Source organism: Bacillus sp. SSR7, assembly GCF_055902415.1.
This window is the reverse complement of sequence record NZ_JBVVXV010000003.1, coordinates 360745-381445: the sequence shown is the minus strand read 5'-3', so window position 1 is coordinate 381445 and position 20701 is coordinate 360745. Positions and strand designations below refer to the sequence as shown.

The window sequence follows — 20701 nt, the reverse complement described above, 5'->3', positions numbered from 1 at the left end:
AATAAGTGAAGAATTTCCCCACTATTTAGTTTCCCCATACTCCTGCCTATTAACTTTGGAAGAATTTGGAAATGGATGCAAAAAAGACCTCTGCCGTTAATAGGCAAAGGTCTTGCTAGACATATGTAATAAAAATGCCAACAAAGCCGGAAGAACTAAGTTCTACGTAATGACGACTTTGTTTCCAAGAAATGTTCTTGGACGCTACTCCCCTTTGGAGATATGCTATTGTACTCTCATTATATGGATAATTTATACGGTTGTCAACCTGTTAAAATGTCTTCATTCGGATATTTTATTTTCCGGTTCTTTTTACGTGCAAATGAAAAAGCTAATGTTAAAGGTCCCATCTTCCCAAAAAACATCATAAAGATAATAATAGCTTTTCCAATCATAGTTAAGTGTGGTGTGAAATTCATACTGAGACCGACAGTCCCAAATGCTGAAAATACTTCGAAAGCACTCATCAATAGAGGAACTCGCTCAGTAATGCTTAAAATTAAAATAGCAAAAAAAATAAATGAAATAGAAATAATAGCGATGGTCAATGATTTGACAATGAGGGTATCTTTAATGGATTTTTTAAACACGACAATATCATCTTGTTCTTGTAAAAATTTAAATACCCCAAAAAACATGATTAAAAATGTTGTCAACTTAATCCCACCACCAGTTGAAGCACTACCAGCGCCAATAAACATAAGGAGCATCATTAATAGTAGGGAAGGCTTCGATAAGGCAGAAATATCAACTGTATTGAAACCGGCAGTACGCGTTGAAACTGCTTGAAAATAAGCGGCCATGCCTTCTTCAAATGGGGTAAAGCCTCTCATAGAAAGAGAATTGTGAAACTCGAATATAAAAATAAAAACAGTCGCAATAATATTGACGATTAGAGTAGAAGAGAGCATAAGTTTTGAGTGTAATGTAAGGTTTTTAAAATTTTTCTTTCTTTTTATATCTACGATTACTGTAAAACCAATCCCACCTAAAATAATGAGGGAGGAAATGACGAGATTGACAAGAATGCTGTGAGAGTGGGACATTAAATTATCGCTCCAAACAGAAAAACCTGCATTGTTAAAAGCAGAGATGGAATGAAAAAAGCTATAATAGATCCCCTTAGCAATCCCATATTTCGGAACCCATTCAAAAGAGAGAATGAAAGTAGCGATACATTCGACTGTAAAAGAGAATAAAAATAATGCTTTGGCAAGACGAATGACACCGCCTATATTCGTTTGATTTAATGCTTGTTGCAGTAAAATTCGGTTTTGAAGGCCAATTTTTCTGCCAAGCATAATCGCAATTAAAACGGCAAAGCTCATAATGCCAAGTCCACCCACTTGTATAAGTGTTAAAATGACACATTGGCCAAATAAGGTAAATACTTTTCCAGTGTCCACAACACCAAGCCCTGTAACCGTACAAGCAGAAACGGTTGTAAATAAAGCATCGAGCCATGAAATAGACGTCGTTGTAGCAATTGGCAATTTTAATAAGCATGTACCGATAATTGATAACATAATAAAAGACAAAGTAAGAACACGGGGAGGACTCATGTGAAGGTTAATCCGTTTCATGTTACATATCGTTCCTTTCAGTTTGCTTTTACTAGTATGTGAAAAAGCACCATTATGTATGTTAAAAATAGAAAGAGGCAGAGAATATCTGCCTCTAAGCCATATGTTATATTGTTATCCACGTAATTGTTGTTGAGCTAAAGAAACAAGACGTTTTGTTACTTCACCGCCAACTGATCCGTTAGAACGAGATGCTGTATTAGACCCTAAGCTTACGCCGAACTCTTGTGCAATTTCATATTTAAATTGATCAAGTGCTTGTTCAGCACCTGGAACTAGTAATTTGTTTGTTTTTGCCATGATGATACACATCCTTATGAGTAGTCCAGTCCAGCTAAGTACTTAGCTGAACTGGTACCGTTATTTTATGTGGAACCGACGTACTCATACGCGGAAGTAATCGGTGTGATTAGAAGTTATTGGATAGAAAAAAGAGTAGCAAAAATTGCTACTCTTTTTTTAGTATTGTCGCTGTACCTTCCACGACAATATCATCCGATTGATTATATATATTTGTTTGCAACGTAATGATTTTTTTATCGTCACGTTTTTTGATGACCTCTGCCACAACGCGAAGTGTATCACCGATTTTGACAGGAGCGCGGAATGAAACGTTTTGAGATAAATAAATCGTATTTTTACCCGGGAGTTTCGTTCCAAGGATGGTAGAAATAAAACTTGAAACGAGCATACCATGGGCAATACGTTCTTTAAACATTGTCGTTTTTGCAAAAGAGTCTAAAATATGAATAGGATTCACATCTCCAGTCAATTTTGCAAAATTGATAACGTCCTCATCCGTAATCGTTTTTGTAAGTGATGCTTGATCACCGACTTGAATCTCATCATAACGAAGCTCCGGGACGGTTTGTGCTTCTTGAAATGGATTCATTTTGTCCTCCTTCTTTTCCATATCGAAAAATGCTAGCCATCTTGATGTAGTAGGAGGAAGAAAGAGTTTTGTTTGTGCTGCAGTTAGCTCCCACATTTTTCTTACTTGATGGAAGTAAATAGATTTTTTGAGTTTTCCTCGAACTTTTTTGCGAGTTCCAACTGTTTTGTCTTGAAATCTTCCAAAAAACCTTCTAACTGTTTTTGAGCCTCTTCACGTTGTAATTGTTGTTGTTCAATAAATTGCTTCGTTGTTTCTTCAAATTGACCGCTTGTTTGAGTAAGGATAGACAAAGATGTTTTTGTAGGAGAAACAGTTAGCTGTTGCATATGAGCAGAAAGTTCTTTACATTTGTCTTGCCACTCGTTAATTTGATCATTTAAGGAGTTTCCAGTTAATTGCTTCACGTAATCTGTATATTGATTATTGAATTGAGTAGTAAATTGTTGCAGTTCTTTTTCCAGTTCATCTACTCCTGATGTTAATTTATGCAAAGCGTCTTGTTGTTGTTTTAATGTTTCTAAAGTAAGTTGCTCTAATTGTTTCCCAGCTGAAGAGAAAAGGGAAAGAGATTGAGACCAGTTTTTCCAAAATGCATCGACCAATTCGTATGGTTTAGTTTCCATTGTTTGACCCCCAAATGTTTTTTTGCATATTGTGAACGCAGATTACTCTGCTGTACCACCAGGTGAAGATGAAGAATCCTTTTCATCCTTTTCTGGAGAAGTGGCAAATGGAAAGAATGCGTTCGTATATAACGTGAAAAACGTTCGCAGCATATTTTGGTAATGCTCAAAAGAAGTTGCACATGTTGCTAAATATTTCTCTCCATATTCAGTTAAAGAATAAATTCTTTTTGCTGGCCCTCCTTCGCTTGTATCCCAAGTAGAAGAAATGAGGTTTTCTTTTTCTAATTTGCGTAGTGTTCTATAGACATTACCTTGGTCAACAGAAGAAAAGCCGATATCCATTAGCATTTGAATAAGTTTGTAACCATGAAGACTCCAGTCTTTTAGACATAGAAGTAAGAAGGGAACTAAGAAGTTTTTTGGCATGGAGTTTGGTTGTTTTGCTTGGTTGTTCTCCAAAATTTCGCGTTGTTCTGGTTCATTATGTAGCATGATTGTGCATCACCTCATGAATCAGTTAGATGGAATTTTTTGCTTATAAGTGCAATTTACACCTATCTGTTTTTAAAGTCAATACATTTGTTAGAAAATAGAAAAAAATAAAATATAGACTTGAAGTTTTATTCAGAATATTAGAAAATAATGAATAGGTTGAATTGTTTCAAAAACGAAAAAGGGAGTGTAGGTAAAGTGATTGATCAAAAATTCGATCCACTACAAGCATGGAAAAATGCTTATGAACAAACCGAAACATTTTGGGGAAAAGCGCTCAATGAAACAATTAAAACAGAAGAATATTCTGCTTGGATGGGCAGCGTTCTAGATTTGAATTTGTTTTATCAAAAAGCATTAAATGATACGACAAAAAATTATTTAGAGCAGGTGAATGTGCCTACGAAAGAGGATATCGCTAGAGTGGCTACGCTTGTTATTAACTTAGAAAATAAAGTGGATAACATTGAGGAGTTTCTAGAAGAGAAGGTAGAGTCAGTAGGACAAGCTCCTACATTAAAGCGCGATGTTACGAAAGTAAAACAAGATATTCGCACATTAGAAACGAAAGTTGATCAAATTTTAGAATTGCTAGAAAAGCAAAATGCAGTACTAGCAAAACTACAAGAACCTGTAAAAGAAGAAGTAAAACCTACGAATAAGCCAGAAAATAAAAAGTGATAATAGCGCTTGTTTATAACATATGAAAGAGAGAGGGAGAATCTCATTTCTATGTATAAACAGCGAAACATAATTATATAGGGACTCCATAGTATGAGTACCAAAATGATTCATAATAGTCGTTCACAAATTCATTTAAGGGGGAAAAGAAATGGTTCAATTAAATGGAAAAGTAGCAATCGTAACAGGTGGGGCAAAAGGAATTGGAAAAGCGATTACAGTAGCGTTAGCACAAGAGGGCGCAAAAGTTGTTATTAACTATAACAGCAGTAAAGAAGCAGCTGAAAACTTAGTAAATGAACTAGGAAAAGAAGGACATGACGTTTATGCAGTTCAAGCAGATGTTTCTAAAGTAGAAGATGCAAACCGACTTGTAGAAGAAGCAGTGAATCATTTTGGTAAAGTAGATATTCTTGTTAATAATGCTGGTATTACAAGAGATCGTACATTCAAAAAGTTAAATCGTGAAGATTGGGAGCGCGTAATTGACGTGAACTTAAGCAGTGTATTTAATACGACAAGCGCTGTACTTCCATACATAACGGAAGCAGAAGAAGGAAGAATCATTAGCATTTCTTCTATTATTGGTCAAGCGGGTGGATTTGGACAAACAAACTACTCAGCAGCAAAAGCAGGTATGCTAGGATTTACAAAATCATTAGCATTAGAGCTTGCAAAAACAAATGTAACTGTAAACGCTATTTGCCCAGGATTTATTGATACTGAAATGGTAGCAGAAGTACCAGAAGAAGTACGTCAAAAAATCGTTGCTAAAATCCCGAAAAAACGTTTTGGTCAAGCTGATGAAATTGCAAAAGGTGTAGTATACCTATGCCGTGACGGTGCTTATATCACAGGTCAGCAATTAAACATTAACGGCGGATTATATATGTAATGAAGTAAGAAAAAAGTGCATATCCATAGCAGGAATGCACTTCTTTTTTTAGAAGGAAATTGACCAAAAAGGAGATAGAAAGATGACTACATTCGCAACAGAATGGGAAAAGCAATTAGAGCTATACCCAGAAGAGTACCGAAAAGCATATCGCCGAGTGAAAAGGGCGAGTGAAATTTTATTACGTGAACCAGAGCCACAAGTAGGATTAACGCCGAAAGAGGTTATTTGGACGAAGAATAAGACGAAGCTTTATCGCTACATTCCAAAACAAGAAAAAACACAAAGAGTTCCAATTCTATTAATATATGCTCTTATTAATAAACCATATATTATGGATTTAACTCCTGGAAATAGTTTAGTGGAATATCTAGTGGACCGTGGTTTTGATGTGTATATGCTTGATTGGGGCACATTTGGTTTAGAAGATAGTCATTTGAAATTTGATGATTTTGTGTTTGATTATATTGCAAAAGCAGTGAAAAAAGTAATGCGAACTGCAAAATCGGACGAGATTTCTTTACTTGGTTATTGCATGGGGGGAACGCTAACTTCTATTTATGCGGCACTTCATCCACACATGCCAATTCGTAACCTAATCTTTATGACAAGTCCTTTTGATTTCTCTGAAACAGGATTATATGGTCCTTTGTTAGACGAGAAATACTTCAATCTAGATAAAGCGGTTGATACATTTGGAAACATTCCGCCAGAAATGATTGATTTCGGAAACAAAATGTTAAAACCAATTACGAACTTTGTTGGTCCATATGTTGCTTTAGTAGATCGTTCAGAGAATGAGCGCTTCGTTGAAAGCTGGAGGTTAGTTCAAAAGTGGGTTGGCGATGGCATTCCGTTCCCAGGTGAATCATACAGACAGTGGATTCGTGATTTTTATCAAAACAATAAACTCGTTAAGGGTGAACTCGTTATTCGCGGACAAAAGGTAGACCTTGCAAATATTAAGGCGAATGTCTTAAATATTTCAGGGAAACGTGATCATATCGCCCTGCCATGCCAAGTAGAAGCGTTGCTAGATCATATTTCTAGCACAGATAAACAATATGTATGTTTACCAACGGGACATATGTCGATTGTTTACGGTGGAACAGCGGTAAAACAAACGTATCCGACGATTGGAGATTGGCTTGACGAGCGCTCTAAGTAAAAATAAAAAGATCCAACTAGCATATGTTAGTTGGATTTTTTTTATGTAAAATAACAAAACATAGAAAGGAGAAATTTATATTTTAGGAGTATAATTATGAAGCTTATGACTGGTAAGTTGTTTTGGGATACAGGAGCTTCTATGCCTTGTTATCCATCGTTAGAAAATGATATGATATGTGATGTGCTTGTAGTTGGAAGTGGCGAAGCAGGTGCTCAAATAGCGTATTCGTTAGCGAAAATTGGAATGCGCGTTACACTTATTGAAAAAAATATGATTTCATGTGGTAGCACAGCTGCTAATACAGGGTTATTACAATTTCTTCATGATAAATCGTTAACTTCACTTATCCATACATTTGGAGAAGAAAAAGGGGTGCGAGCATATAAGCTTTGTTACGAAGCGTTACGAACAATGGAGAAAGTTGTACCGACTCTCGATATTGATCCCCAGTTTATTCCGCGAAATAGTTTATATTATGCAAGTAAAAGTGAAGATGTCTCATTTTTACAAGAGGAATACAAAACGTTACAGAATTATGAGTTTCCGGTTGAGTATTTTACAGCATCTGATATTAAGGAACGTTATCCTTTTACAAAACAAGCGGCATTATATACACACGGTGATGCTGAGGTAAATCCGTATTTATTAGCGCATAGCCTTTTGCATAAAGCAAATCAAATGGGGGCTACTATATATGAACAGACAGAGGCCATACATATAAAAAAACGTCAAAATGATTTAATTTGTTATACGAAAACAGGAAATCAAATTGTAGCAAAGAATATTATTATGGCGACGGGTTATGAAGCACTTTTCGGAAAGAAAGAAAAAAATACAACAGTGGAAACATCATATGCAGTTGTGACAAATAAGGTAGATTCATTTGAAGGCTGGCATGAGCAATCATTAATTTGGGAAACAGCAAGGCCTTACTTATATTTTAGGACGTATGAAAATCGTATTATTGTAGGTGGATTGGATGAAGCAATGAAAATTCAAACAATCGGTGATACGAAATTATTGCATAAGCGTGATGTCCTTATTAACATTATAAAAGAGATGTTCCCGCAGTATAAAGATATACAGGTGGAGTACTATTGGGCGGCAGCATTTGGCGGTAGTCATGATGGTCTCCCTATTTTAAAAGAAGATACTAAGATACATAATTTATTTTATGCATTGCCATATGGAGGTAATGGAACTGTGTATGGAATGGTATTTGCTAAAATATTTGAGCAGTTATTTACAAATAAAGAAAGTGAAGATTTTTCTTTATTTAATCGATAGAAAAAAGGTAGCGAAGTGATGGAATGAGAGATATAAAAAAGTTTTTACAAAAATTGCGTCCTGTACAACTCATTGTTTTGTTTTATTTATTAGCAGTAGTTGTATCGGTAATATTACTTAGTTTACCGTTTGTTACAAAGGCTGATGTGAAATGGACATTTATCGATGCCCTCTTTACATCTGTTAGTGCGGTAAGTGTTACGGGACTGTCTGTTGTTACGATTTCAGATACATTTACTACGGCAGGAATTATTATTTTAGCCCTTATTTTACAATTGGGCGGCTTAGGCATTATGGCGTTAGGTACATTCGTTTGGATTATAACAGGAAAAAAGATTGGTTTGCAGAGAAGAAGACTGATTATGGCAGACCATAATCAAGGGAATTTATCAGGTCTTGTAGAATTGATGCGTTCTATTTTAATTGTAATTATTTCAATAGAGCTTATTGGAGCAATATTATTAGGTACAAGATTCTTACTTTACTTTCCAACTTGGCAAGAAGCTTATTTTCACGGTTTCTTTGCAGCTGTTAGTGCAACTACGAACGGCGGATTTGATTTAACAGGACAATCGCTAATTCCGTATAAAAAAGATTACATTGTTCAAATGATTCATATGTTACTTATTATTTTAGGAGCAATCGGATTCCCTGTATTAATGGAAGTGAAACAATTCCTTAGTAAAAGGAGACAGCAACTATTTCGTTTTTCGTTATTTACAAAATTGACGACAACAACATTTTTTGCGCTCGTGGTCGTTGGAACGATTATGATTTTTTTACTAGAACGAAATCATTTTTTAGCAGGAAAGTCATGGCATGAAACAGTTTTCTATACACTATTCCAATCTGTGACGACGCGAAGCGGGGGACTTGCTACAATGGATATACTTGAATTGTCACAACCGACGCTTTTATTTATGAGTATATTAATGTTTATAGGAGCATCTCCAAGTTCGGTTGGGGGCGGGATACGTACAACAACATTTGCTGTTAGTATATTGTCACTATACACTTTTGCAAGAGGCGGGAGAACAGTTAGAGTCTTCAAACGTCAGCTACATGAAGAGGACGTGCTGAAAGCATCTGTCGTTATGACAATGGGGATTTTATTATGTGCCACAGCCCTATTTATTTTATCTATTACGGAAAATGTACCGCTTATGAGTTTAATTGTTGAAGTCTGTTCTGCTTTCGGGACGACAGGACTATCGACAGGTATTACGCCAGATTTAACAACTGTTGGTAAACTTGTACTCATTGTACTTATGTTTATCGGGCGTGTCGGTATTTTAACATTTATACTAGCTAGTGGCGGAAGAGAACAGCCACCTCGCTATAAATATCCGAAAGAGAGAATTATTATTGGATAGTATGAAACCATTCTACCTAACATAGGTAGAATGGTTTTTTAGTCGTTAATGCCAAATTGCGGATGCATAAAAGTATCCTTCTTATTATCTACTTCTTTTTTTAGTAACTCTTGATTTTCTTCTGAAATCCACCCAATATCATTTGTAGGATGGATCCATTCTTCACCAGCCATAATGGCAGGATCTACATCATCACTCCAATTGTGAAGTGGACTGTTCTCGGAATCATATTTACTGTCTCCGATTATGACGTCATATTGATTTATGAAAGGTTGTTGCATCTTTTTTCCTGTTCCTTTAAAAGATGGGAAATTCATTTGATGCGGGAGCGTTTCATCTAAAATGGGTGACTGGAATTTATCTTTCTTCTTCAAAATAAGAGCTCCTTTTTATTATGATTTCTTCATAGGTAGTATTTCCATCTAGCAGTTCTTATGTACTTGTTAACACTTGCCAGTAATAATTATTTTAGCTTGTTTCAAACTAGAGTAGAAAGTGAATTTTTGAGAGCAGGTGAATGTATTGGTAAAAAGAAAAGTGAAACAAAATGCGGCAATCAACAATAATAAAACTCCGAAAGAAAGCTTACCAGATGCAGAATTTGCATTAGAGTATGAAGGAGAAAATAGCGCGAAGTATGCAAATCGTAATTCAAAAAAAGGTAAACAAAAATGAGGCGTTTTTTACAAACGCCTCATTTTTTTGTGGCATTATAAAGGTTTTTTTAATTATTTGTAAATTTAGTGTTCATTATTAGCAGAAAAATGCGAAAAAACATAGAAGTAGCAACGTATTACACAAAAACAAACAACAAACAAAAGATTAATGTTGGTTTAATACTGCTTTTACACTAGTTGTTTATATTTGAGTTGTACATAAGATTTGTAAAAGGAGAGAGAGACAGTGAAAAAAACAATCTTTAAAGCTGTAGCAACTGGAATGGTATTTTCGTTATTAATGGGGTGTGGTGCAAAGAAAGAAGAAAGTGCTGGGGCAAAAGTAAAAGATGATAAATTATCTGGATCATTAACTGTTTACACAGCAATTGAAGAAGAACTTGTACCAATTTATCTTGATTCTTTTAAAAAGAAATATCCAGATGTGAAGCTGAATATTGTTCGTGATTCAACTGGAGTTATTACAGCGAAATTGCTAGCTGAAGGAAAAAATACACAAGCAGATGTTGTATGGGGAACTGCAGCTTCAAGTCTATTAGCTTTAGATAAAAAAGATATGTTAAAAGGATACTCTCCAAAAGGAGCGGATCGCGTTTTACCGCAATTTAAAGATGATAAACAACCAGAAAAATGGGTAGGAAATACTGCATTTATGACGGGGATTGCTATAAATAAAGAAGAATTAAAGAAGAAAAATTTACCGATGCCAGAATCATACGAAGACTTAACGAAACCAGAGTATAAAGGAACGCTTGTTATGCCACATCCAGCATCTTCTGGAACAGGATTTTTAACAGTTTCTGCATGGTTACAAATTATGGGTGAAGATAAAGGCTGGGATTACATGAAGAAACTTCATGATAATATGGCAACTTATACTCATTCAGGTTCAAAACCAGCGAAATTAGCGGGTGCGGGTGAATATCCAGTTGGTGTATCGATGGTTTATAGTGCTTTGAAAGAGAAACAAAAGGGTGCACCAGTTGAAGTTGTATTGCCAAAAGAAGGATTAGGTTGGGAAGTAGAAGCGAACGCACTTATTAAAAAAGATAATGCAAAAAATGAAAAAATAGCGCAAGCATTTTTAGATTGGGCAATTACTGATGATGTAATGAAGTTATACTTCGAGAAAAATGGATTTGCGACAATTAAAAATGATTATAAACTTCCAGATGGATTCCCTAAAGATGTGACGGAAAAGTTATACAAAAAGAACGACTTTAAGTGGGCAGCAGAAAATCGTGACAAAATTTTAGAAAAATGGGAAAAAGAGTTTGGCCAAAAAGCAGAACCGAAAAAGTAAGTGAGTGGGAGAGAGAAAAAATGAGCGAATATTTATCAATTCAACACATTCAAAAACAGTTTGATGCATTTACAGCGTTAAAAGATATTTCTTTTACTGTGAAAAAAAATGAGTTTGTATGTTTATTAGGCCCAAGTGGTTGTGGCAAAACAACATTGCTTCGAATTTTAGCAGGGCTAGAAGAAGCGACAACAGGTAGTATAGCTGTGAATGGAAAAGATATTACAGCATTACCTCCTGGAAAGAGGAATTTCGGAATGGTGTTTCAATCCTATGCATTATTTCCGAATTTAACAGCACTTGAAAACATTGAATATGGCTTAAAGACAAAAAAGTATGGAAAAGCAGAAGTAAAAGAGAAGGCGCTATCGGCGTTAGAACTAGTTGATTTACTGAATGTAAAAGATAAATATCCTGCTCAAATGTCTGGTGGACAACAGCAGCGAGTAGCACTTGCACGTGCGCTCGCTCTGTCTCCGGATATTTTGTTACTCGATGAGCCGTTATCTGCTTTAGATGCAAAAGTACGTGAAAAGTTACGTAGAGAAATGCGTGATTTGCAAGAAAAAGTAGGAGTAACAACTATTATGGTCACGCATGATCAAGAAGAGGCATTAACGATGGCTGATAAAATTGTTGTAATGAATCATGCGGAAATTATGCAGATTGGCACACCAGAGGAGATTTATCAAAGACCAGCCAATCCGTTTGTGGCAGATTTTATTGGTTCTATTAATTTCTTTTCGAAAAATAATGAAGAACATGCAATTCGTCCAGAACATGTAACGATTGTACAAAATGATGGTATGAAAACGATTGTGGAAAGTATGGAATTTCGTGGATCTGTATACCGGACAGAAGTGCGAGTTATAGATGAGAAAACGCATCTATATAATGAGAAAATCGTTGTAGATATATTGGCATCAGAAGTAGAAAAAACAGCTATTAGGAAAGGAAAGCCGATTCAAATCTCTTTCTCAGAAAATCATATGTTGTCATATGGAAAGAAGGTTGTTGTATAGATGGAGATGTTAGAAAATTTAAAGGTAGAAAGTACGAAAAAAAAGATTAAGAGACGTATCGGTAAAGAAGAGTGGGTACAAAGACTATTAATTATTGGTATGATTCTTGCCTTTTTGATAATGCTTATATTGCCGCTATTACAATTGTTTACACAAGCTTTTTATGATAAGGATGGAGCTTTCATTGGTGTTGCGAATTTCAGTAAATATTTCACAACTCCAACATTAGTTCAATCATTACAAAATACGATATGGGTTTCGGGTGCGACAACAATTATTGCAGTGACACTTGCTTTCGCTTACGCCTATGCGATCGCTCGTACGAATGTATTTGGAAAGCGTGTATTTCAATATGTCGCGTTGTTACCATTATTCGCACCAACGATGATGCATGGTATCGCACTTACATATTTATTTGGTAATCAAGGATTAGTAACGAAAGGGATGTTTGGTTTATTTGAAGGCATACAAATCCCTTTATATGGACCAGTAGGAATTGTAATGGCTGAAGTCATGTATACATTTCCGCAAGCATTTCTTATATTATTAATTGCTTTCCAAGGTTCAGATTATCGTTTATACGAAGCTTCTAATATGTTGGGAGCGAGTAAAATAAAGCAATTTCTCACTGTTACTTTACCTAGTGTAAAGTATGGATTAATTAGTGCGATGTTTGTTGTGTTTACACTTAGTTTTACTGATTTTGGCGCACCAAAAATTGTTGGTGGGCAATATAATGTACTTGCTACTGATGTATACAAACAAGTAATTGGACAACAAAATATGCCGATGGGTGCAACTGTCGGAATGATTTTATTAATCCCAGCTATATTTGCGTTTGCAGTTGATCGTATTACACAAAGAAAGCAGGCAAATTTCTTATCTTCAAAAGCAGTGCCATATAGAATAACTGCTAATAAGAAAAGAGATGTAGCCTCGTTCATATATTGTAGTGTGATTACACTTATGATTATTCTTTTATTTGTGGCAGTTGGTATTGCGGCAAGTGTGAAAGTATGGCCATATAATATGAGTTTTACATTTGAACATTTTAATTTTTCGAGTTTAACAGGAGATGGACTTGAAGCATTTAAAAATAGTGTAATTGTATCAGTGATAACAGCAGTTATTGGAGCAATTTTAACATTTATGTTCGCATATGCGATTGAAAAAATAAATCAGCTAAAGTTTTTCCGAAAAACAGGCTATTTTTTCTCAATCGTACCTTTAGCAATCCCAGGTCTAGTACTTGGATTGGGATACGTCTTTTTCTTTAGTCAACCAACGATTCAAATACTTGGATTATCAGTAACGAATCCGTTTCATTCTTTATACGGAACAATCGCTGTGTTAGTACTGGTCAATATCATTCATTTTTATTCTGTAACATTCGTTACGGCAACGACTGCTTTAAAGAAATTAGACCGAGAGTTTGAGCTTGTTTCGCAGTCGATGGGCATTCCGTTTTATAAAACATTCTTTAGAGTAACGGTACCAATGTGCTTACCAGCAATTTTAGAAATGGTCATGTACTATTTCGTAAATTCGATGGTAACTGTGTCAGCGGTTGTATTCTTATACGCAGCTGACTTTAAACTAGCGGCCGTATCAATCGTAAATATGGATGATGCAGGAAATGTAGCGCCAGCAGCTGCAATGAGTGTACTTATTGTTGTTACAAATATTGTAGTAAGAGTTGTATATGAATGGGGAACGAAAGCACTTCGTAACCGAACGTCACAATGGCAAAAAAGATAAAGTGAAACTTTAATCGGTGGGGGGGTTCCTCCCCCACTGATTATTAGTTGAATCAATCGGGCGTTTACGGGCAGTTGATCTCCCACTTAACTTTTTTGCTCCAGCCGAATTTTGAGGGGGAAGTCTTACTGCCCGTTAACGCGGGATAAATAAGAAGGGTGATGGATTGTATGAAAATAGAAGCAGTTATTTTTGATTGGGCTGGTACGACAGTTGATTACGGATGTTTTGCACCACTGGAAGTATTTATGCAGATCTTCCATAAACGCGGTGTTGAAATTACAGTAGAAGAAGCCCGTAAACCAATGGGATTATTAAAAATTGATCATGTAAGGGCGCTAACAGAAATGCCTCGTATTGCGAGTGAGTGGAATCGCGTTTTCGGAAAATTACCAACAGAAACAGACATTCAGGAGATGTATGAAGAATTTGAAGAGATTCTCTTCACTATTTTACCGCGCTATGCGTCGCCAATTCATGGAGTAAAGGAAGTGATTGCTTCTTTGCGCGAAAGAGGAATTAAAATTGGTTCAACGACTGGTTATACGAGAGAGATGATGGACATTGTAGCAAAAGAAGCAGCACTACAAGGATATAAACCTGATTTTCTTGTAACACCAGATGATGTTCCTGCTGGGCGCCCATATCCGTGGATGTGCTATAAAAATGCGATGGAACTTGGTGTATACCCGATGAATCATATGATAAAAATTGGAGACACCGTATCAGATATGAAAGAGGGAAGAAATGCTGGTATGTGGACAGTTGGTGTAATTCTCGGTAGTAGCGAACTCGGCTTAAGTGAAGAGGAAGTGGGGAATATGGATCCAGTAGAGCTTCGTGAAAAAATAGAAGTAGTTCATAATCGCTTTGTTGAAAATGGAGCGCACTTTACGATTGAAACGATGCAAGAACTTGAAACCGTAATGGAACATATTGAGAAACAACAACTTATTATTTCGTAAAAGGGGAAGAGGATCATGACTGAAAATCACTACTTATTATTAACGCCAGGACCATTAACGACAACAAAAACAGTAAAAGAAGTTATGCTATACGATTGGTGTACTTGGGATGTTGAATATAACACAATGGTGCAAGATGTAAGAGCTAAACTTGTATCGTTAGCAACGAAGGAAGAAGAGAAATATACGACTGTTCTTATGCAAGGAAGTGGTACGTTTTCAGTTGAAGCAGTAATTGGTTCTGTTATTCCTAAAAATGGAAAGTTGCTTGTTTGTACAAATGGTGCGTACGGTAAGCGAATTGTACAAATGGCAGAGATGTTACATATAGATGTGGTGGTCAGTCAAACAGAAGAGTGGGAGCCTACTAATATTGTAGAAGTAGAAAAGATATTACAACAAGATAAAGAGATTACACATATTGCAGTTGTTCATTGTGAAACAACGACAGGCATTATTAATCCAATTGTAGACGTATGTAAATTAGGGAAGCAATACGGAAAAGTAACAATAGTTGATGCAATGAGTAGTTTTGGTGGTATTGAAATAGATATCGCTGAGTTGCAAATTGACTTTCTAATTAGTAGTGCGAATAAATGTATTCAAGGGGTTCCAGGGTTCGGATTTGTTATTGCAAAGCGCGATGAATTGTTGAAATGTAAAGGGCAGGCACGTTCATTATCTTTAGATTTATACGATCAATGGGAAACGATGGAAAATAAAAATGGAAAATGGCGTTTTACATCACCTACACATGTTGTACACGCTTTTTACCAAGCACTACTTGAATTAGAAAAAGAGGGCGGAGTAAAAGCACGTTACAATCGATATGATAACAATCAAAAACTATTAGTGAATCGAATGAGAGAAATCGGATTTAAGCCACTAGTAGATGAAAAATATCAATCGCCTATTATTACATCTTTCATTTATCCAGAAGAATGGTTTGATTTTGAGCAATTATACAATGAATTAAAACGTGATGGATTTGTTATATATCCAGGTAAAATTTCAAAAGTAGATACATTTCGCATTGGAAATATCGGTGATGTACATGAGGCAGATATTAATCGCTTAGTTGATAGTATCGCTAAAGGGGTTGTTATAGGTTGAAAGTATTTTGCTTAGGTGGAGCAGGAAAAATTTGTCGTGAAGCAATTTTAGATTTAGTGCAATTTTCATCTTTTGAGACGATTACAGTAGCAGATTTTAACGAAGAAGAGGGGCTTAAAGTAGTAGAATGGCTCAACGATCCTCGCGTTAATTTTGTGAAAGTAGATGTAACGAATCATGAGGATACGGTTGCAAAAATGAAGGGCTATGACATTGTAATGGATGGTACAACAATTAAGTTAAATGGGTTATCTACTCGATGTATTGCAGAAGCAGGTTGTCACGGTGTGAATTTAAATGGATTTGGTGAAGAAAATGATTCGCATTTTATATTTGTTCAAAACGGAAAAACATGTTTACCTGGGTTTGGTATGACGCCAGGTGTAACGCAAATGATGGCGATGCATGCAGCAAATCAGTTACATACTGTAGAGTCAGTTCGTGTAAGTCATGGTTCATATCGTCCCATTGCTTTTTCTGCATCCATTACAGAAACAACGACATATGAATATGATCCACATTTACCATCGCGTACAGTGTATGAAGATGGTGAGTTTAAGCAAGTACCTCCGTTTGCGCGTCCGAGAGAAATTGAATTACCGGCGCCTTATGGTAAGGAAACGCAGTATATCATACCGCATTCTGAAACGATTACGTTAGCAAAAGCATTAGAAAATAAAGGCGTTAAACTAATAGAGACGAGAGGAACTTGGCCAAAGCAAAATATGCAGCTCGTACGTGCATTGTATGATTACGGTATATTGCGTAATGATCCAGTTGAAATAAATGGAAAAGAAATCGGCATAATGGATTGTATTGCGAAGTATTTATTGCAATCGAAAGAAGGACAAGAAACAGAGATTTACGGTTATGCACTTCATGTAGAAGTAATAGGTATGAAAAATAATGAGAAACAAAGACGCGTATTATATCATACACACCCGTTATCTGATGGATCTGTTGTAGGATGGGAAAAATTAAGAGCTTATACGAGAAACGTCGGTATTCCATTTGGGATTGCTACAGAGTTAATCGCAAAAGGGAATGTAAATAAAGTTGGTGTTGTGACACCCGAGGAAGCTTTTGTCAAACCACAAATTATTTTTGATGAACTAAAAAAGCGTGGTATTCATATTCACGAGGAAGTTTTCGTTGAAAAGGAAAGTTATAACTTTGTATAGGTAAGGCAGTGTATGAGGTAGAAATCAATGGGGTGAGGTTATGTCTGTAGTAGGTGAAGAAAGAAAGCGAACCATTCTTGAGAAGGTAGAGTTTAAAGGGAAGGTAAAAGTTTCAGAATTAGCGAGAGAGTTTGCTGTATCAACAGAGACGATTCGTCGTTATTTAGAAGAATTAGATCGTGAAAAGAAGTTGAAGAAAGTGTATGGTGGAGCCGTCCAACTTCCGGGAGCTGGAATAGAGGCACCAATGTTAGAACGAGAGATGCTACATATAGAAGAGAAGAAGCGAATTGGGTATAAAGCAGCAACATTTGTAGAAGATGGAGATGTGATTGCGATTGATGACGGAAGTACACCACTTCAAATGGTACCATATCTTGTACATCGCAAAAATTTAACCATTGTAACAAGTTCATTTCCAGTAGCGACACAATTAATTTCTTCTATTAATAAAAGATGTTTCACGGTGAAGTTTTATTTATTGGTGGAAAAGTATCTTCAAAACATTCACGCGTATCAGGATCTATTTCGCAGCAAGTCATTCAGCAATTTCATTTTCATAAAGCATTTGTTTCGATTGATGGATTATTACCTGGTTTTGGAGTTTCTAGTTTTGAATTAGAAAAGGCGAAACTGTCAGAAGCGATGATGAAATTAGCAGAGAAAACATATATTTTATGTGATCATACAAAGGTAGGCGTAAAAGGAAATTACCGAATAGCAGCGTTTTCGCGCATTCAACATGTAATTTGTGATAAGAAAATGCCCTATAGTTTTGAAGAGGAAGTTAAAAGGCATAATATTCAATGGACAATTTGTTAAATACGTGGAACTCCCACCTGATTGTGAGGTGGGAGTTTTACTGCTTGCAAATAGCGGGATAAAAGATTTGTATTTATGCAAAAAAAGTGGACACATTTTCGCATCTCTTTCATATAATTTACCAATATAAAAAAAGTTGGTCGAAGGAAAGAAGGGAGAACATGTCAGAACGAATATATAATAAACTTGTATTGTACGCGAATATTTTGCAAAAAATCGGTGTCATCAATGAGAAGGAAAAAAATGAAATTCTTCATACGATAGGTAAAAAAGCTCTTTGAATAAAGGGCTTTTTTATTTTTCACCTTTAAAAATATAAATTTAATGTAATATTCTCGTTGACAATGATAATGAGATTCATTATCATTTATTTGTGTATAATTGATAACATTTATCAATTATAAAAATTATATATGATAGGGGATATTATTTTGAAAAAAAATTATATGAAGGCGCTAGTAGTAGCGACAACATTAGCAATTCCATTTGCTGCATACTCTACTCCAGCGTTAGCAGCAATAAAAATTGAAGCAAACCAATCGGTGGCGGCAGCTAGTGAACGTACATACGATACTGAGATTAAAATATATAAGGACCAAAAAGACGAGCCATCTATGGTTTCTCAATATATAAAAGATCCTAAAGTAACGATTGCGGACGGAAAAAAAATTGTAACTGTAACAATGCAAGATAGCGATTATTTTCAATACCTTAGAATAGAGGATAAAAACCAACCTGGCGTATTCCATGATGTAAAAGTTTTGTCAGAAGATAAGAGGAAGAATGGAACGAAAGTAGTTCAATTTGAAATTGGCGAGTTTGAGAAGAAGCACAATATGCAAATGCATATACTTATTCCGGCTATTGGATATGATCACAAATATCAAGTTCAATTTGAAATTAAAGATCCAACTGTAGGTGACAAAGAAACAGAGAAACCAGATGATAACTCTAATTCAGGCAATACGGAAACGGATAATCCAATTGATAATCAAAATATGATAACAGATAACAAATTAAGAGAGCTTGTTAATAAAAAAGTATTTAATAGAAAAGATTTAAATACACCAATCACGAAAGAAGAGTTATTACAAGTAAAGGACTTGTTTTTAAATACGAATGAGATACTGGATTATAGTGCATTAAAATATATGCCAAATTTAAAATCTTTAACAGTTGCGAATGCGAAGATAAAAGATCCATCATTCTTTACGACCTTAAAACAATTGAAACATTTAGCTTTACGTGGTAATGAATTTTCAGATGTAACACCACTTGTTAAGATGGATAATTTAGATTCTCTTGATTTAAGTAATAATAAAATTACGAACGTTGCACCACTAATTGAAATGAAAAATGTAAAAAGTTTATATTTATCAGGCAACCAAATAGAAGATGTAACAGCATTAGCGAAAATGGAACAACTAGATTACTTGAATTTAGCAAATAATAAAATTACCAATGTTGCGCCATTAAGCGCGTTGAAAAATGTAACATACTTAACTTTAGCAGGTAATCAAATTGAAGATATTAAACCGTTATATTCATTACCTTTAAAAGACTTAGTATTAACACGTAATAAAGTAAAAGATTTATCTGGTATTGAGCAAATGAAGCAATTAGAAGAATTGTGGATCGGGAAAAATGAAATAAAAGATGTTACTCCTCTAAGTAAGATGACACAGTTAAAACAATTACACTTACCTAACAATGAGTTAAAGGATATTACTCCATTATCAAGTCTAGTAAAATTACAAAAGCTTGATTTAGAAGCGAATTATATTTCAGACTTAACACCAGCTAGCAATTTGAAAAAGTTAGTATTCTTAAGTTTTGCTGCAAATGAAATTCGTGATGTTCGACCAGTGATAGAACTAAGTAAAACAGCCTACATCAATGTTCAAAATCAAAAAGTATTTTTAGAGGAAACAGAAGTAAATAAAGAAGTAAAAGTACCTATATACGAAAAAGATGGTAAAATTTCTACAAAAATTCGTTTGAAGAGCGAAGGTGGTACGTATAGTAATGATGCAGTTAAATGGAGTACATCAGGCGAGAAAATATACGAATTTGGTGTGAAAGATCCATTTGCGGATACAGGAATCTTCTTCACAGGATCTGTAATTCAAAATGTGGTAGAAAGCCAAGGAGATAACACTTCTAAAGAAGATGAAAAAGTAGAAGCAGTAGAATTTAAAGATGTACCAAAAGGACACTGGTCAGAAGAAGCAATTAACTATTTAGCGAAAGAAAATATTTTCAAGGGATATGGAAATGGACAATTTGGATTTGGGGATCGTATTACCCGTGGACAAGTTGCGTCTTTAGTACAAAGGTACTTGAAATTAGAAAATAAAGTAGAGCAGAAAGAGAGGTTTACAGATACGAAAGGGCATATGTTTGAACAAGATATTGCTACAGTTGCGCAAGCTGGAATTATGCAAGGAGATGGTACTGGTGAGTTTCGTCCAGATGGAGTATTAGCTCGATACGAAATGTCTGTAGTATTATATAAAGTATTTCAGTTAAAAGAAGATGAAAATAATAAAATGAACTTTAATGATGTACCAACTGGTCATTGGGCAGAAGGATATGTGAAAGCGTTAGCGGATAATAACATATCAAGAGGTGATGGAAAAGGAAACTTTTTAGGTGATGATTTTGTAACACGTGAACAATATGCACAGTTCTTATATAACACAATAACGAAATAAAAGATGAGAAAATACGTTATTCTTTGATTGAAAAAGAATAACGTATTTTTTATGTATAAAATGAAGTAGTCAATAGACAGGAGTATAGATATATGAATGGCCCATTTTAAAGAAGAGCTGTGAAACTATATTGACAAAAAGGC

Annotated in this window: 19 protein-coding genes, 1 pseudogene and 1 riboswitch; of the genes and pseudogenes, 14 read left to right on the top strand and 6 right to left on the bottom strand. The window is 35.2% G+C overall.

Going from position 1 to position 20701, the window contains the following annotated elements:
* Window positions 1–59 precede the first annotated feature (59 nt).
* Window positions 60–225: riboswitch (yybP-ykoY riboswitch) on the bottom strand.
* 38 nt (window positions 226–263) lie between these two features.
* From AC0NJG_RS09330 to phaQ, 5 genes are all read right to left on the bottom strand, one after another.
* On the bottom strand, window positions 264–1583 hold the full coding sequence (locus AC0NJG_RS09330) for a TrkH family potassium uptake protein (RefSeq protein WP_087951747.1): 1320 nt from the start codon (window positions 1581–1583) through the stop codon (window positions 264–266).
* A 114-nt stretch (window positions 1584–1697) separates the two neighbouring features.
* Window positions 1698–1883 (bottom strand): alpha/beta-type small acid-soluble spore protein, encoded by a 186-nt coding sequence (locus tag AC0NJG_RS09325; RefSeq protein WP_001140707.1) that lies wholly within the window; start codon window positions 1881–1883, stop codon window positions 1698–1700.
* 148 nt (window positions 1884–2031) lie between these two features.
* Window positions 2032–2475, bottom strand: coding sequence for a MaoC family dehydratase (locus AC0NJG_RS09320; protein WP_001067916.1), 444 nt, complete (start codon window positions 2473–2475; stop codon window positions 2032–2034).
* A 101-nt stretch (window positions 2476–2576) separates the two neighbouring features.
* The gene (phaP, locus tag AC0NJG_RS09315) at window positions 2577–3101 is read right to left on the bottom strand and encodes a polyhydroxyalkanoic acid inclusion protein PhaP (RefSeq protein ID WP_474062998.1); all 525 of its coding nucleotides are present in this window, start codon (window positions 3099–3101) and stop codon (window positions 2577–2579) included.
* A gap of 42 nt (window positions 3102–3143) precedes the next feature.
* The gene (gene phaQ, locus AC0NJG_RS09310; RefSeq protein ID WP_087994477.1) at window positions 3144–3596 is read right to left on the bottom strand and encodes a poly-beta-hydroxybutyrate-responsive repressor; all 453 of its coding nucleotides are present in this window, start codon (window positions 3594–3596) and stop codon (window positions 3144–3146) included.
* Between the two features lie 198 nt (window positions 3597–3794).
* Here phaQ and phaR point away from each other — a divergent pair, with 198 nt between their 5' ends.
* From phaR to AC0NJG_RS09285, 5 genes are all read left to right on the top strand, one after another.
* Complete coding sequence (gene phaR / locus AC0NJG_RS09305; protein ID WP_074602806.1) at window positions 3795–4277, top strand: polyhydroxyalkanoic acid synthase subunit PhaR; 483 nt, start codon at window positions 3795–3797, stop codon at window positions 4275–4277.
* A 151-nt stretch (window positions 4278–4428) separates the two neighbouring features.
* On the top strand, window positions 4429–5172 hold the full coding sequence (locus AC0NJG_RS09300) for an acetoacetyl-CoA reductase (protein WP_000250412.1): 744 nt from the start codon (window positions 4429–4431) through the stop codon (window positions 5170–5172).
* 82 nt (window positions 5173–5254) lie between these two features.
* Window positions 5255–6340, top strand: a complete 1086-nt coding sequence (gene phaC, locus AC0NJG_RS09295; RefSeq protein ID WP_000206335.1) for a class III poly(R)-hydroxyalkanoic acid synthase subunit PhaC — start codon at window positions 5255–5257, stop codon at window positions 6338–6340.
* A 96-nt stretch (window positions 6341–6436) separates the two neighbouring features.
* A complete protein-coding gene (locus AC0NJG_RS09290) occupies window positions 6437–7630 on the top strand; it encodes an NAD(P)/FAD-dependent oxidoreductase (protein ID WP_087994476.1) in 1194 nt (397 codons plus the stop codon).
* Between the two features lie 23 nt (window positions 7631–7653).
* The gene (locus AC0NJG_RS09285) at window positions 7654–9003 is read left to right on the top strand and encodes a TrkH family potassium uptake protein (RefSeq protein WP_001204696.1); all 1350 of its coding nucleotides are present in this window, start codon (window positions 7654–7656) and stop codon (window positions 9001–9003) included.
* Between the two features lie 38 nt (window positions 9004–9041).
* Here AC0NJG_RS09285 and AC0NJG_RS09280 read toward each other — a convergent pair whose 3' ends face one another.
* Entirely contained in the window at window positions 9042–9377 is a 336-nt protein-coding gene (locus tag AC0NJG_RS09280; RefSeq protein WP_474062997.1) for a DUF3905 domain-containing protein, read from the bottom strand.
* Between the two features lie 163 nt (window positions 9378–9540).
* On the opposite strand from AC0NJG_RS09280, the gene AC0NJG_RS09275 reads away from it, so the two are divergent.
* From AC0NJG_RS09275 to AC0NJG_RS09235, 9 genes and pseudogenes are all read left to right on the top strand, one after another.
* Window positions 9541–9678 (top strand): hypothetical protein, encoded by a 138-nt coding sequence (locus AC0NJG_RS09275; RefSeq protein WP_162200384.1) that lies wholly within the window; start codon window positions 9541–9543, stop codon window positions 9676–9678.
* 228 nt (window positions 9679–9906) lie between these two features.
* A complete protein-coding gene (locus AC0NJG_RS09270; protein WP_087984802.1) occupies window positions 9907–10983 on the top strand; it encodes a putative 2-aminoethylphosphonate ABC transporter substrate-binding protein in 1077 nt (358 codons plus the stop codon).
* A 20-nt stretch (window positions 10984–11003) separates the two neighbouring features.
* Window positions 11004–12005: a putative 2-aminoethylphosphonate ABC transporter ATP-binding protein gene (locus tag AC0NJG_RS09265; protein ID WP_087994475.1), complete on the top strand. Its 1002-nt coding sequence runs from the start codon at window positions 11004–11006 to the stop codon at window positions 12003–12005.
* Window positions 12006–13763 carry a putative 2-aminoethylphosphonate ABC transporter permease subunit gene (locus AC0NJG_RS09260; RefSeq protein WP_140168458.1) on the top strand — a complete coding sequence of 586 codons (1758 nt, stop codon included), beginning with the start codon at window positions 12006–12008 and terminating at the stop codon, window positions 13761–13763.
* Window positions 13764–13933: 170 nt separating this feature from the next.
* Window positions 13934–14728 carry a phosphonoacetaldehyde hydrolase gene (phnX, locus tag AC0NJG_RS09255; protein WP_087994474.1) on the top strand — a complete coding sequence of 265 codons (795 nt, stop codon included), beginning with the start codon at window positions 13934–13936 and terminating at the stop codon, window positions 14726–14728.
* A 15-nt stretch (window positions 14729–14743) separates the two neighbouring features.
* Entirely contained in the window at window positions 14744–15841 is a 1098-nt protein-coding gene (gene phnW / locus AC0NJG_RS09250) for a 2-aminoethylphosphonate--pyruvate transaminase (protein WP_087994473.1), read from the top strand.
* Entirely contained in the window at window positions 15838–17022 is a 1185-nt protein-coding gene (locus tag AC0NJG_RS09245; protein WP_087994472.1) for a saccharopine dehydrogenase family protein, read from the top strand. The genes phnW and AC0NJG_RS09245 overlap by 4 nt, the downstream gene beginning before the upstream one ends.
* Window positions 17023–17062: 40 nt before the next feature.
* Window positions 17063–17844 (top strand): annotated as a pseudogene (locus AC0NJG_RS09240) (DeoR/GlpR family DNA-binding transcription regulator).
* Window positions 17845–18257: 413 nt separating this feature from the next.
* A complete protein-coding gene (locus AC0NJG_RS09235; RefSeq protein ID WP_474062996.1) occupies window positions 18258–20558 on the top strand; it encodes an NEAT domain-containing leucine-rich repeat protein in 2301 nt (766 codons plus the stop codon).
* Window positions 20559–20701: the final 143 nt, after the last annotated feature.

What these genes read in the sequence shown, in the direction of transcription:
- AC0NJG_RS09320 (WP_001067916.1), bottom strand. Translation starts at nt 2,475, where the DNA reads ATGAATCCATTTCAAGAAGCACAAACCGTCCCGGAGCTTCGTTATGAT.
- phnW (WP_087994473.1), top strand. Translation starts at nt 14,744, where the DNA reads ATGACTGAAAATCACTACTTATTATTAACGCCAGGACCATTAACGACA.
- AC0NJG_RS09325 (WP_001140707.1), bottom strand. Translation starts at nt 1,883, where the DNA reads ATGGCAAAAACAAACAAATTACTAGTTCCAGGTGCTGAACAAGCACTT.
- AC0NJG_RS09260 (WP_140168458.1), top strand. Translation starts at nt 12,006, where the DNA reads ATGGAGATGTTAGAAAATTTAAAGGTAGAAAGTACGAAAAAAAAGATT.
- AC0NJG_RS09235 (WP_474062996.1), top strand. Translation starts at nt 18,258, where the DNA reads ATGATAGGGGATATTATTTTGAAAAAAAATTATATGAAGGCGCTAGTA.
- phnX (WP_087994474.1), top strand. Translation starts at nt 13,934, where the DNA reads ATGAAAATAGAAGCAGTTATTTTTGATTGGGCTGGTACGACAGTTGAT.
- AC0NJG_RS09265 (WP_087994475.1), top strand. Translation starts at nt 11,004, where the DNA reads ATGAGCGAATATTTATCAATTCAACACATTCAAAAACAGTTTGATGCA.
- phaP (WP_474062998.1), bottom strand. Translation starts at nt 3,101, where the DNA reads ATGGAAACTAAACCATACGAATTGGTCGATGCATTTTGGAAAAACTGG.
- phaC (WP_000206335.1), top strand. Translation starts at nt 5,255, where the DNA reads ATGACTACATTCGCAACAGAATGGGAAAAGCAATTAGAGCTATACCCA.
- AC0NJG_RS09285 (WP_001204696.1), top strand. Translation starts at nt 7,654, where the DNA reads ATGAGAGATATAAAAAAGTTTTTACAAAAATTGCGTCCTGTACAACTC.
- AC0NJG_RS09290 (WP_087994476.1), top strand. Translation starts at nt 6,437, where the DNA reads ATGAAGCTTATGACTGGTAAGTTGTTTTGGGATACAGGAGCTTCTATG.
- AC0NJG_RS09300 (WP_000250412.1), top strand. Translation starts at nt 4,429, where the DNA reads ATGGTTCAATTAAATGGAAAAGTAGCAATCGTAACAGGTGGGGCAAAA.
- phaQ (WP_087994477.1), bottom strand. Translation starts at nt 3,596, where the DNA reads ATGCTACATAATGAACCAGAACAACGCGAAATTTTGGAGAACAACCAA.
- AC0NJG_RS09330 (WP_087951747.1), bottom strand. Translation starts at nt 1,583, where the DNA reads ATGAAACGGATTAACCTTCACATGAGTCCTCCCCGTGTTCTTACTTTG.